The 12,881-nt window shown below is 56.5% G+C and carries 11 protein-coding genes; 5 read left to right on the top strand and 6 right to left on the bottom strand.

The annotated features are described in order from the left end of the window. Window positions 1-132: 132 nt before the first annotated feature. Window positions 133-1,659 (top strand): UxaA family hydrolase, encoded by a 1,527-nt coding sequence (locus CU100_RS01955; protein ID WP_106714873.1) that lies wholly within the window; start codon window positions 133-135, stop codon window positions 1,657-1,659. A gap of 5 nt (window positions 1,660-1,664) precedes the next feature. Here CU100_RS01955 and CU100_RS01950 read toward each other — a convergent pair whose 3' ends face one another. From CU100_RS01950 to uxaC, 6 genes are all read right to left on the bottom strand, one after another. Beyond that, the gene (locus CU100_RS01950; RefSeq protein WP_106714872.1) at window positions 1,665-2,510 is read right to left on the bottom strand and encodes an ABC transporter permease; all 846 of its coding nucleotides are present in this window, start codon (window positions 2,508-2,510) and stop codon (window positions 1,665-1,667) included. Between the two features lie 2 nt (window positions 2,511-2,512). Continuing rightward, complete coding sequence (locus CU100_RS01945) at window positions 2,513-3,409, bottom strand: ABC transporter permease (protein ID WP_106714871.1); 897 nt, start codon at window positions 3,407-3,409, stop codon at window positions 2,513-2,515. Window positions 3,410-3,423: 14 nt separating this feature from the next. Next, on the bottom strand, window positions 3,424-4,491 hold the full coding sequence (locus CU100_RS01940) for an ABC transporter ATP-binding protein (RefSeq protein WP_106714870.1): 1,068 nt from the start codon (window positions 4,489-4,491) through the stop codon (window positions 3,424-3,426). 68 nt (window positions 4,492-4,559) lie between these two features. Then, the gene (locus CU100_RS01935; RefSeq protein ID WP_106715935.1) at window positions 4,560-5,738 is read right to left on the bottom strand and encodes an ABC transporter substrate-binding protein; all 1,179 of its coding nucleotides are present in this window, start codon (window positions 5,736-5,738) and stop codon (window positions 4,560-4,562) included. 126 nt (window positions 5,739-5,864) lie between these two features. After that, window positions 5,865-7,343 (bottom strand): mannitol dehydrogenase family protein, encoded by a 1,479-nt coding sequence (locus CU100_RS01930; protein WP_106714869.1) that lies wholly within the window; start codon window positions 7,341-7,343, stop codon window positions 5,865-5,867. Between the two features lie 18 nt (window positions 7,344-7,361). Then, entirely contained in the window at window positions 7,362-8,759 is a 1,398-nt protein-coding gene (uxaC, locus tag CU100_RS01925; RefSeq protein WP_106714868.1) for a glucuronate isomerase, read from the bottom strand. A gap of 213 nt (window positions 8,760-8,972) precedes the next feature. Between uxaC and CU100_RS01920 the strand changes: the two genes are divergently transcribed. The 4 genes from CU100_RS01920 to gshB all read left to right on the top strand — a co-directional run bounded on the left by CU100_RS01920 (window position 8,973) and on the right by gshB (window position 12,794). Continuing rightward, complete coding sequence (locus CU100_RS01920) at window positions 8,973-9,746, top strand: GntR family transcriptional regulator (protein ID WP_106714867.1); 774 nt, start codon at window positions 8,973-8,975, stop codon at window positions 9,744-9,746. 29 nt (window positions 9,747-9,775) lie between these two features. Then, on the top strand, window positions 9,776-10,966 hold the full coding sequence (gene uxuA / locus CU100_RS01915) for a mannonate dehydratase (protein WP_106714866.1): 1,191 nt from the start codon (window positions 9,776-9,778) through the stop codon (window positions 10,964-10,966). A 483-nt stretch (window positions 10,967-11,449) separates the two neighbouring features. Beyond that, window positions 11,450-11,755 carry a septal ring lytic transglycosylase RlpA family protein gene (locus tag CU100_RS01910; RefSeq protein ID WP_183635508.1) on the top strand — a complete coding sequence of 102 codons (306 nt, stop codon included), beginning with the start codon at window positions 11,450-11,452 and terminating at the stop codon, window positions 11,753-11,755. Between the two features lie 97 nt (window positions 11,756-11,852). After that, the gene (gene gshB, locus CU100_RS01905) at window positions 11,853-12,794 is read left to right on the top strand and encodes a glutathione synthase (protein ID WP_106714864.1); all 942 of its coding nucleotides are present in this window, start codon (window positions 11,853-11,855) and stop codon (window positions 12,792-12,794) included. Window positions 12,795-12,881 lie beyond the last annotated feature (87 nt).

Here is a 12,881-nt window from a genome sequence, read left to right as displayed (position 1 = left end):
TGCTGACTTGCTCTTCAGCACGGGCTTCGACCAGCCACGGTACCGTAAACGTGATCAACGGTGTAGCTGGAAGAGCCATTGCAAGCCATGACGCGGTCAACTAATATATCAATCTTATGATTGGAGATGTTCATGGATACCCTCAGCCCTCCCAGGCATTTGCGCCTTCACGCCAGCGACAATGTTGTCGTTGCGGTTGACACCTTTCAGCCCGGCCAGTTGATCGAGGCGGTGACGGTGGCCAGTCGTGTACCGCGCGGCCACAAGCTCGCCTCCCGCTTGATCGCTGCGGGTGAACCTGTTCGCAAGTTTGGACAAATCATAGGATCCGCATCCAAGCGCATCGAACCTGGTGAATGGGTACATGAACATAATCTCGACTACAGTAACTTCGTCCGTGAGCCGGGTGCCACTCATACGATCCACTCGAATGGTGTTCTGCCCCTGGAGCAGCAAGCCACATTCGAGGGTTTCCGCCGGGCCAATGGCCGTGCGGGCACACGCAATTATATTGGCATCCTGACCTCGGTGAACTGCTCTGCTTCAGTCGCACGCTTCATTGCGGAGGCCGTGCAAAAGTCGGGCCTACTCGACGAATACCCAACCATTGACGGGATTATTCCCCTGGTACACGGCGGCGGCTGCGCTCTCGATGTGAAGGGAGAAGGCTACGAGGTCTTGAAACGTACCCAGTGGGGTTACGCCACAAATCCTAATATCGCAGCCGTGCTGATGGTTGGACTGGGTTGTGAAGGCTTCCAGATCGGCCGTTGGAAAGAGGCTTATAACATTGTCGAGAGCGATACATTCCGTAGCCTGACGATCCAGGAGGTAGGGGGCACCCGCAAAACGATGGAAGCCGGCATTGCGGCGGTGCGCGACATGCTTCCGGCAGCGGCAAACGTTAGGCGCGAGACCATTCCCGCATCGGAACTTATCCTTGCCTTGCAATGCGGCGGCTCGGACGGGTATTCAGGCATTACTGCCAATCCGGCACTCGGTGCCGCAGTCGATCTCCTGGTGCAGCACGGCGGCACCGCAATCCTTTCCGAAACGCCCGAAATATACGGTGCAGAGCATCTTTTGATTGAACGCGCCTCGAACCAGGAAGCCGTCAAGCGGCTGCAGGATGTCATCGCCTGGTGGGAGGACTACACAGAGCGCAACAAGATGGAGATGAACAATAATCCCTCGCCCGGCAACAAGGCTGGCGGCCTGACCACCATTTTGGAAAAATCTCTTGGTGCGGTCGCCAAGTCGGGTACGACGCCACTCGAAGCTGTGTACGGCTATGCCGAACCAGTGACTGCGCACGGTCTGGTTTTCATGGACACACCGGGCTATGACCCTGTTTCAGCGACGGGCCAGGTCGCTGGCGGAGCCAATATCCTGGCCTTCACGACAGGGCGCGGTTCGGCCTATGGCTGCAAACCGACGCCCTCTGTCAAGCTTGCAACCAACACGCCCATGTACAATCAGATGATCGAGGACATGGACATCAATTGCGGCGATGTTCTCGACGGCGTGTCGATCGAAGACAAGGGCCGCGAAATCTTCGAGTACATCCTGAAAGTCGCCTCGGGCCACCATAGCAAATCCGAAGAGCTCGGCTATGGCGACGCGGAGTTTGTGCCTTGGCAGATCGGCGCGACGATGTGAGGCCTTCAAGCGGCGTTTTGCTGGTGTTTTGCCCGGGCGACAATTTGCGTCGGGTTGACGAAACGAAGTGCGATGAGCAGCCAGACGAGCGTCGTGATCATATAAACCACGGCCATGGCGTCGATTGATTGCACGGCACGCACACCAGAGGCGAACACCGAATAATACAGAGCCACAACAAGGGTTTGGCTCGTGGGACCTGCTGTCAGGAATGTCAGCTCGAACATTGCTACGGTCCGTACAAGAACGAGTAGCAAGGCTGCGAGAATGCCCGGCAGCAACATTGGCAGAAGTACATGTCGGAACAGCTGAAACGTTCCCGCACCAAAGACCCGCGCCGCGGCCTCAATTTTGGGATCGATCTGCTCTATGAACGGGATCATGACGAGAATCACGAAGGGTACTGTCGGCACAAGATTTGCAAGAACGACGCCCCAGAATGTACCGCCGACGCCTGCCTGATAGAGCACTGTTGCCAAAGGAATACCAAACGTGATTGGCGGCACGAGCAAGGGCAGAAGAAACAGCAGCATGACCAATTTCTTGCCGGGAAAATCGCGGCGGGCCAAGGCATAGGCAGCAGTGACCCCGAGCAGCCCCGATAGTGCGACAACGGTGAAGACAATCTGGAAGGTTACAATGAGCACATCACTCAACTGGAACTCTGACCACGCCGTAAAATACCATTTCGTGGTCCAGCCTGCGGGAAGCCACGTGCCGAGCCAACGTGTGCCGAAGGAAGAAATGAGGACTGTTGCTATCATCGCCAAGAGATTGACGACGAAAAAGGTTATGACCAACCACACCGCAGTGATCCAGAGCTTGGCGCCAACCGTCGTATCGCGGATCATGATCAGCCTTTCCCGCCCGCGGTCGAGCCGCGATAGAACATGTTGCGAAGTGCGAGGATCGCAACGACGATGAGCAGCTGCACCACGGCCATGATCATGGCTACCGCGGAGGCCATAGAATAATCATATTGCTCGAAAGCCGCTTGATAAGCGGCAATGGAGATGACGCGTGTCGGGCCAGCCGGCGCTCCAAGCAAAATTGCCGAAGGGAAAACGGCGAAGGCTTGAACAAATGAGAGGCAAAAGGCAATGGCGAGGCCCGGGATCAGCAATGGCAGCATGACATAGCGAAACCGTTGCCAGCTTTTGGCGCCGTGCGTCGCTGCGGCCTGCTCCAGTGCGGGATCAATGCCGGAAACGTATGAAAGCGTGAGCAGGAAAGTGAACGGAAACCCTGTAATGATAAGGGAAGCAAATACACCCCAATAATTGTTTGTCAGTTTCAGCGGCCGGTCTATCGCGCCGAGAAACATCAAGGTCCGGCTGAACCAGCCTTGCGGCCCCAGATAGTTCAACAGCCCCTCGGCGACGAGCACTGTTCCAAGCGTCACCGGGAGAACCAGAATGGTCGTCAGCAATCGTTGATGCGTCATCAGACGCACGCGGAATGCAACGGGCAGCGCAATCGCGATGCTGATTATCGTTACAGGCACCGCCAGCCATAACGTCGTGAGGATAGTGTCATAAAGGAACGGATCCGAGAAGAACTTCCGGTAATTGGCGAACGCTCCCCCTTCTACCGGTGTGAATGAAAGGATCAGCCCGTATATGAAGGGATAGATGAACACGAGAAGGAGAAAGAGCACCGCGGGAAGGACAAGAAGGGTCACACCGTCGATACCTCGCAAGGCAAGCCGTTGCCGGAGCGACATGCGATCGTCGAAGGAGTTCGAGGCCATGTTCTCCCTAGTGGTCATGCCGCGAAAGCCAGCGCACGTGCCGGATCAACCGATAGCCAAATCGAAGTGCCAAGCGCAGCCGTCTGTGGTGCGTGGAATACCAGCTCAAGACCTTCCGCCGTACGGGCGGTCCCTACAAATTCGCGGCCGCGATATTCGATGGTTTCTACCGTGGCTTCGACCGTCCGCCCGGATTTCTCACCGGCGACCACGTCGTCTGCACGTGCCGCTATGACCGCGGCATCGCCGACCTTCAGGGTGTTCCGAGCCCTACCGCTCAGCGTGGCACCACCTACGACAACGTCGATGCGATCGCCGCTTCTAGCGAGGACCTTTCCAGTCAAGCGGTTGCGGTATCCCATGAATTCCGCCACGTCCAGGTGATCGGGCCGCTCGTAAAGATCGCTTGGCGCACCCACCTGGCGGATTTCGCCATCACGCAGCACCACGACGCGGTCGGCCAAAGACAAAGCCTCGTCCTGATCATGCGTGACGTAAACAGTGGTTGCACCCAGCTGGTTGTGAATACGGCGGATTTCTGCGCGCATCTCAAGCCGAAGCTTTGCGTCGAGATTGGATAGTGGCTCGTCCATCAAGACAAGCGGCGGCTCTATGACGATAGCGCGTGCGATGGCAACGCGCTGTTGCTGGCCTCCGGACAATTGTCCCGGCAACTTGTGGCCCTGCCCTTGCAGGCGGACAAGATTCAATGCCTCCTCGACACGCTTTTCCATCTCTGACTTCGCGACCTTGCGCATCTTGAGGCCAAAGCCGATGTTCTGACGGACGGTCATATGAGGAAAGAGGGCATAGTTCTGAAAGACCATGCCAAAGCCGCGATCCTCCGGCTTGAGGGTGTCGATGCGCTTGTCATCGATGAAGATGCCCCCACCCGTTGTCGATAATAGTCCGGCGATGCAATTGAGAGCCGTTGACTTGCCGCAACCGGATGGTCCGAGCAACGCGATAAACTCTCCCTTGCGAATGGCGAGAGATACGTCTTTGAGAGCATTATGTGAGCCGAAAGCGCGGCTCATCCGGTCAAGGCGAATCTCATGAAATGGAGAGGACGCAAGCAGCATCGGGCACCCTTGTAGCTGACCATCATCCGGACTGACTTCCGGATGATGTTGTGATCGGCTCGGCTATATCAGGACTTTTTCGCCGCGACTTCTTCGTCCCAGCGGCGGAATGCCACAACCATGGACGATGGCTCGAGCGGAATTTCCACCGGATTATTGGCAATCCAGTCCACATATTCCTTTCGGCCGAACTCGGCGATCGCATCCTGGCTCTCCTGCGGCGCCATGGTGATGGGCACGTCCTTGACCGCCGGACCGGGATAGAAATAACCCTGGTCATAAGTGAAGGCCTGCTGTTCAGGCGTCAACAGAAAGCTCATCATATCGAGAAGCACTGCGAGCTTTTCGTCAGCGATCCCTTTCGGAACGCACATGTAATGCGCATCGGCAACCCAGTGAAATCCCTTGAGCGTCGAGACTGCGGCTTCTTTCGGAACAACGCCGAGTACGCGTGGGTTAATGTCCCAACCGGTGGTCGAGACGGTCATGTCACGCGTTCCTTCTCCGAGTTCCTTCATCAAGGCGCCTGTACCAGTCGGGTAATATTCTATGTGCTTGTGAAGCTCCTTCAGGTAGGCCCAGGTCTTGTCCCAGCCTTTTACCGGATCACGCGGATCAGCGTCGCCAAGCAGATAGGGAAGACCCATCAGGAAAGTGCGGCCGGGACCTGAATTTGCCGGACGCGCGTAAAGGAATTTGTTGGGGTTTTCCTTGGCCCAAGCCAGAAGCTCTTCAGCGGTGGTCGGCACCGTCTTGACGCGATCAGGCATATATTCGAGCAGCGGACCAGACGGGTAATATGTGACCACCACACCGAAGTTCTTGCCGAGAGAGAGCATGCGATGGGCAGGCTCAAGATAGATCGACGCGAGGTCTGGCAAGGAGGATGAATGATCCGGCAAAAGCTTAACCCAAAGATCCTGGGCGATACCAGCTGAAAGGGCATCGGTGCCCGTGAGGACGAGGTCGATATCCAGCCTGTTTGCCGCCTGCTGGGCCTTGATCTTACCCGGCAATTCCGGGGCAGGCGCCTTGGTAAAGGTGATCTTTGACACGAGCTCCGGCTTGGCTTTGGCATAGTTCTCGATAGCTGTCTGCGTAAGCGCAAGGTTGCCAGCGACGTCGGCAACATTCAGCGCCACCGGAGATGTCGGCAAGGCGAGCCTGGACTGAGCGAATAGTCGTGTCGCCGGCAGCGTAGCGACTGCTGCCAGACCGCCAATGGCTTGTCTGCGTGAAATGCGGATCATGACTTCCTCCCTGTTGATCTCAACATCCCTTGTTCAGGGGTGACCGCCGGCTTCCCTACTTCCGGTCAATCGCTGAGATTTGATATATTAATCTATCAGATCGAGATAGCAAGGGTCTTCGACTCACAACGTCATTCCGGTGACCGCTCGGGCTGCACCGCACTCCAACAATTTCTCCAGTGCAGTTCCGACCGTTCTGCGAAACTCGGAATTGCCGGGAAGGTCGTCACCAAAAACTTGGCGAAAACTCAGATAGGCATCGAGGAAGTCATTCACAGAGGCGGCATCTGCGGTCCGCTGCTTGAATTCCTTGGCAAGGGGATCTCGAACATCGATCAGGTTGCCGTTTTCGTCGGTTCCGGCGGCGTAGCGCATCCAGCCAGCGACGCCGAGAGCCAACCGGTCAAAAGGCTTCTTCTGTTCCAAGCGACGGCGGATCGTGTTCAACAGGCGTTGCGGCAATTTCTGTGAACCGTCCATTGCGATCTGCCACGTGCGGTGCCGGAGCGCCGGGTTACGAAACCGCTCGCGCAGTTGAGTCTTGTAGGCCTCCACGTCGAAACCCGTGAGGGCCGGAAGAGTGGGGGTAATCTCCTGATCCATCATCGCTTCTATAAACGCACCGAAGCCCGGTGCCGCCATGACATCCGATACCGTCTCGTGGCCCGCCAGGTAACCAAGATAGGCCAACGTAGAGTGACTACCGTTGAGTAGCCTCAATTTCATCAGCTCGAATGCGGCGACGTCGTCGACAAAGGTCACCCCGAAGTTCTCCCATTTGGGACGGCCCGAAGAAAAGTTGTCTTCCACGACCCATTGGCTGAAAGGCTCGGTCATGACAGGCCAGTCATCGGAATAGCCGGTGGAACGAGCTACCGCCAAGCGGTCTGCGTCCGTGGTGGCCGGCACAATCCGATCCACCATAGTGGAAGGAAATGCAGTATTCTCACGGATATATCGCCCAAGCGCAGGGTCTCGCAATTCCGCAAATCGGGTGACGACACGCTTAAGCGTCTCACCATTTGATGGGAGATTGTCACATGAAAGAAGCGTGAAGGGCGCAACGTCATTGGCGCGGCGTCGGGCAAGTGATTCCACGATGAAGCCTATGGCCGAACGCGGTGCAGCAGGATTGTCGAGATCGTGGACGATATCGGCATGTGTTTCATCGAGCGAGGCCGTCGCAGGTGAATAGCAATAGCCTTTTTCTGTCACGGTCAAGGAAACGATGGCGACATCGGGATCTGCCAGCGCCGCAAGTACTGCTTCCGGGTTTTCTGGTGCGACCAGAACTTTGACAATGCTGCCTATCACCCGAAAACTATCGCCTCCGCCGTCACGTGATGCAACTGTATAGAGTCCCTCCTGCGGCTCCAGCGCATCACGGGTGTCGCTACTGCGCAGCGAAACGCCGAGAATGCCCCAGCGATTGTCACCGCCGGCCAGAGCGCTGTCAGTGTAAACTGCCTGGTGCGCGCGGTGGAACGCACCAATCCCGAGGTGGACAATGCCAACCCGAACCTTACTTCGATCATATCCAGGCTTGTTCACATTTGTCGCCAGCTGCAGGCTAGCTTCAGAGAGGCGTGCAAAGTGGTTCATCGAAACCTTCTGTTCATTCTAGAGCTTGTAGGCACGCTTCGCCAACCGGTATGCAAGATCGTGCGCGATCTCATGCGCCTCGTCCTCATCCAGCCTGTGATCGGCTACCAGCCGGGCGAGGAATGCACAATCGACACGCCGTGCCATATCATGGCGAGCTGGAATGGAGAGATATGCACGCGTATCATCGTTGAAGCCGACCGTATTATAAAAGCCGGCCGTCTCGGTAGTGAGCTCACGGAAACGCCGCATGCCTTCCGGACTATCATGGAACCACCAGGCTGGACCGAGCCGCAGGGCCGGATAGTGACCCGCCAAGGGTGCGAGTTCACGACTGTAGCTTGTTTCATCGAGGGTGAAGAGAATGAGAGTTAGCCGCGGGTCGTTACCAAGTGCATCAAGGAGTGGTTTCAATTCTTCGACATAGCTGGTCGAGCGGGGAATATCTGCCCCCTTGTCCGTTCCGAACGCTCGGAAAAGCGACGGATTGTGGTTTCGGTACGAGCCAGGATGGATCTGCATGACAAGGCCATCGTCAACACTCATTCGTGCCATTTCCGTCAACATCTGCGCCCTGAAGAGGTCCGCGTCATCGGGTGAAACGCCCTTCAAGACACGTTCGAACAGCGCAGATGCCTGTGAAGAAGGCAGATCGGCGGTACGCGCGTTTGGATGACCATGATCCGTTGAGGTTGCGCCGCGCTGCTTGAAATAGGCCCGGCGGACACGATGCGCTTCGAGATAACCCTGATAGTCGAGCCGGGTACCCGCAAGTGCTACAAAATCTTCTACATTGGCCAGGAAGTCAGCGCGTGAAGCATCGACAACCGCATCAGGACGATAGGCTGGAACCACCCGACCGTCCCAACCCGAACTGAGAATGGCATCATGCTCCGAGAGTTCGTCGGTGGCTGCGTCCGTCGTGGATATGACCTCGATGTTGAACTGTTTGTAGAGCGCCCGCGGTCGCATGGATGGTTCCGCGAGGCGCGATGCGATCCGGTCGTAGATTGCATCTGCATTCGTCTCGTCAAGGCGATCCTCGATGCCGAATACCGTTTCCATCGCATGTTCGAACCACAGACGGGAGGGTGTGCCCCGGAACAAGTGAAAATACTTGGCGAAGAGCCGCCAGATCTTGCGTCCGTCCGCCTCGACCGGCCGGCCGTCCTGACGCGGCACCCCTAGATGTTCCAGCTTCACGCCTTGAGAATAGAGCATGCGGAAAATATAATGGTCCGGCTTGACGAAAAGGCTGGCCGGGTCTGCAAATGCATCATCATTGGCATACCATCGAGGATCGGTGTGGCCATGCGGCGAGATGATAGGCAAGCTCTCGACCGTGTTGAACAGGCGCCGGGCAATCACGCGTGCATCGACCTCGATGGGAAAAAGCCGGTCAGGATGAAGTGCCATTGGACGTCCTTGTATAGCGCCCCCGATGCAGCGAGCCACTGAGGTTTCAGACAACAGCATCGATGTCTTGGCGAACTGTAGAAAATAATATATTAGTATGTCAACCGTAGCGAAAAAGCGTTTATATCGTCCGGAATGGCGTTATAGGACTTTGCTTCGTAAGCGGTCATGGGATGAGATGCATTCCATGGCATATAGAGATGGAGCGCTGCAATGACAGCAGAAGACCGGGGGAACAAGGCTGTGGCGGTTGCATCATCAGAGGTGCGGACGTCCGAATTCGAAGCTGCCACCCGCTCCATGCGAATGGGATCCCGCGGAGTGCCGGCCGGCCGGATGACGACGGCCACCGCTATTTACCGCGAACTTCATGCTGCGATTGTCGCAATGGAGATGACCCCAGGAACGGCCCTCAACGAAAAGGTCTTGACAGAACGGTTCGGTGTCAGCCGCACACCGGTGCGCGAGGCTCTGATCCGACTGGTTGAAGATGGCCTTGTCGATGTGTTTCCGCAGTCGGGAACATTCGTCGCGCGCATCCCAGTTGCCTTGATCCCCGAAGCTGTCGTTATCCGCCAGGCACTCGAGGGAGCGACGGTCGAGCGAGCGGCGGCTATCGCAACGCCCAAGGACGTCGAATGGCTCGACGAAATTCTTGCCCGCCAGCGCTTCCTTGCCGACCGCCAGAACATGAGCGCTTTCCACGAAGCCGATGAAGCGTTCCACGAGGCGATTGCAGGTGTTTCCGGCCATCCGGGCATATGGCACTACCTGAAGCCGGTCAAGGTGCAGATCGATCGGGCTCGGCGCATGACACTGCCTGGCCTAGGCCGCATGGAGCAGGTCCTGTCCGAGCATCAGGTAATCCGCGATGCCATCGGGGCTCACGACGTGCCCGCTGCCTGCGCGGCTATGAAACAGCATCTGAACGCGGTCATCCCTGACATCGAGACATTGAGAAAAAGCCATCCCGGATCCTTTGTTTGATCGGACGGCACCAAATTACGGAGGAATGAATGCGTCAGGCATGGCGATGGTTTGGCCCGAACGCCGGTGTATCACTTGATAATGTACGGCAGGCCGGCGCAACTGATGTCGTTTCGGCACTGCACGCTGTCCCCATTGGTGAGGCATGGACGACGGCACAGGTGCACGCTCGCAAGTCACTCATCGAATCGACCCCAACGGGACGTACACAGCTAACCTGGTCGGTGGTCGAGAGCATTCCGATTCCGGATGCGGTCAAACGTCTGGGTCGTGCCGCCAAGCATGAGATTACCGCCTGGATTGAAAGCATGGAAGCGCTCGCGGCCAACGACATCAAGGTCGTCTGCTATAATTTCATGCCCGTGGTCGACTGGTGCCGTACTGATCTTGACTATGTCACGCCGACCGGCTCGACGGCCATGCGCTTCGATCACAATATGTTCGCTGTGTTCGACCTGCACATCCTGCAGCGGAAAGGTGCCGAAGCCGACTATTCGCAGGCCAATCGCGATATTGCCAGAGATCTGTATGAAGCCATGGGCGCACAGGAGATCGCCGATCTCACCCGCAATATCGCCAGCGCGCTTCCAGGCTCGACAACTGAACCACTGACTATTCCCGCATTTCGCGACAAACTGGCAGCGTATGAGGGTATCGACGCACATCGGCTGCGGCAGCATTTGATCGAGTTTCTGGAGGCGGTTACACCCGTCGCCGAGAACCTCGGCGTCAAACTCACCCTGCACCCGGATGATCCGCCACGTTCACTTTTTGGCTTGCCGCGAATAGCCTCGACCGAGGCCGACTACGCGGCCCTTTTCGAGGCTGTGCCGTCTGTTGCAAACGGCATGTGCTTTTGTACAGGTAGTCTCGGCGTGCGTGCCGACAACGATCTGCCTAAGATTGCCAGGCGTTTTGCAGAGCGCATTCATTTCACCCATCTGCGTGCGACCACTCGCGAGGGTGATGGAAGCAGTTTCCATGAAGCGGCTCATCTTGAAGGTGATGTGGACATGGTGACGGTACTGCGCGAACTGCTCGCCGAAGATAGAAAACGTGAGAAGGCAAACAGTATCATCTTCAGATCCGATCACGGGCATCGCATGCTTGACGATCTGGATAAGGAAGTGACGCCGGGGTATCCGGCCATCGGCCGCTTGCGCGGCTTGGCGGAGCTGCGGGGCATCATACACGCCTTGGACGCCATCGCGCTCGCGTAAAGTCGATCACAATTTTCAAGAGTGAAGCCCTGCTGCCGAGTGCCGGGGCTTCAGAGGCTCGAAAGAGTTAATCCAAATTAATCATATCCGGGTCCAGTTAACCCCGGATCAGGCAAACACTTAATAATTCGGTGAGTATTAACCATATTATCGCCATATTTCGACAAATCTTCGGGCAATAGCGCCGTAGTTTCAAACATCGTTGATCACGTTTTGAGTCACAATAAGACAAGTTTTTATAGCGACTTAGATATTCTATTCAACTGATCTCGCAGGTGTTTGGACGACGAGACACCTCAAGGCCACATTTCTCCAAAATAGAAGACAGTACTCGCTCACGCCACGATCTACTTGCCCGGGGATCAATTTCCATGCGTGTGTCTTCAGTCCGGCAGTTCTGCCGCGGGCTATCTTAAGTGTGAATCTCACATGGTCTCTTTTACAAGTATCCGCCTGGTACTTATCTCATTCGTTCCCTTTTTGATGTTCAACGCCGCATCTGCCAACGCCGGGTCGGCTTGTGGCGGTGCGTCCTGGTACGCCCTTAACTCCCGAACTGCCTCCGGTGAACGGATGAACCCTTCCGCACTGACTGCCGCACACCGTACATTGCCGCTCGGCTCACGGGTCAAAGTGACCAACCAGCGCAATGGCAAGACGGTCGTAGTGCGCATCAACGATCGCGGACCGTTTGTCCGAGGCCGCATGATCGACCTTTCCAAGGGAGCCGCCAGTCGCCTCGGCTTCATCGGCGCCGGTCACACAAGTATCTGCATGGCCCGCTTGTAAGAGCTTCAAAGGATGTTGATCGGGCCACGGCATTGACCTTGACGCTTGAACGTGACATCGCCATGTGAACACTCCTAATCCAGTCGGGGGACGTTCCATGGCGCTGACAGTCGCGGTCCAGATGGACCACATCAATTCAATCCGGATCGCTGGCGATACGACCTTTGCACTTTGCCTCGAGGCCCAAAAGCGGGGTCATGTCCTCTACCACTACACGCCCGATCGTCTCAACATGCGCGATGGCGTGGTCTCTGCCCGTGTTGAAGAACTGAACGTCCGCGACATCGAAGGTAACTATTATACGCTCGGCGAAAAGGTGCCGCGCGATCTGTCGGAAATGGATGTCGTTCTGCTTCGCCAGGACCCGCCCTTTGACATGAACTACATCACGACCACGCATATGCTGGAGCGCATCCACCCGAAAACGCTGGTCGTCAACGATCCGGCATGGGTACGCAACAGCCCTGAAAAAATCTTCGTCACCGAGTTTCCGGACCTGATGCCCGAAACGCTGATCACAAAGGACCCGCTGGAGATCGCAGCCTTCCGCAAGGAGTTTGGCGATATCATCCTGAAGCCTCTCTACGGCAATGGCGGTGCCGGGGTTTTTCATCTCGCCGATGGTGACCGCAACCTTACATCATTGATGGAAATGTTCGGTCAGATGTTCCGTGAACCTTTCATAGCACAGCGCTATCTGAAGGATGTGCGTTCCGGTGACAAGCGCATCATCCTGATCGATGGCGAGGCTGTCGGGGCGATCAATCGTGTGCCATCCGACACAGATGCACGATCCAACATGCACGTGGGCGGCCGTGCCGAGAAAACCGAACTCACGGAACGTGAGCGCGAAATTTGTGCCCGTATCGGACCTTCCTTACGCGAGCGCGGTTTCATCCTGGTCGGCATTGACGTGATCGGCGACTTCATGACTGAAATCAACGTGACGTCTCCAACCGGCGTTCGCGAGGTCAAGCGTTTCGGTGGCGCCGATATCGCCGCACTCTTCTGGGATGCGGTGGAAGCGAAGCGCACGTAATTACTTTGCCCTTTGTTCTCTTCTTGTTCTTGTCACGCAGCGTTAAGTATGCTGATGTGAAGCCATTGGTGTCGTCTTCGTTTTTTA

It is taken from the genome of Phyllobacterium endophyticum, from assembly GCF_003010935.1.
Lineage (GTDB): Bacteria > Pseudomonadota > Alphaproteobacteria > Rhizobiales > Rhizobiaceae > Phyllobacterium > Phyllobacterium endophyticum.
Note: the sequence above shows the minus strand (reverse complement) of the source record. Positions and strands in the feature narration are given on the sequence as shown.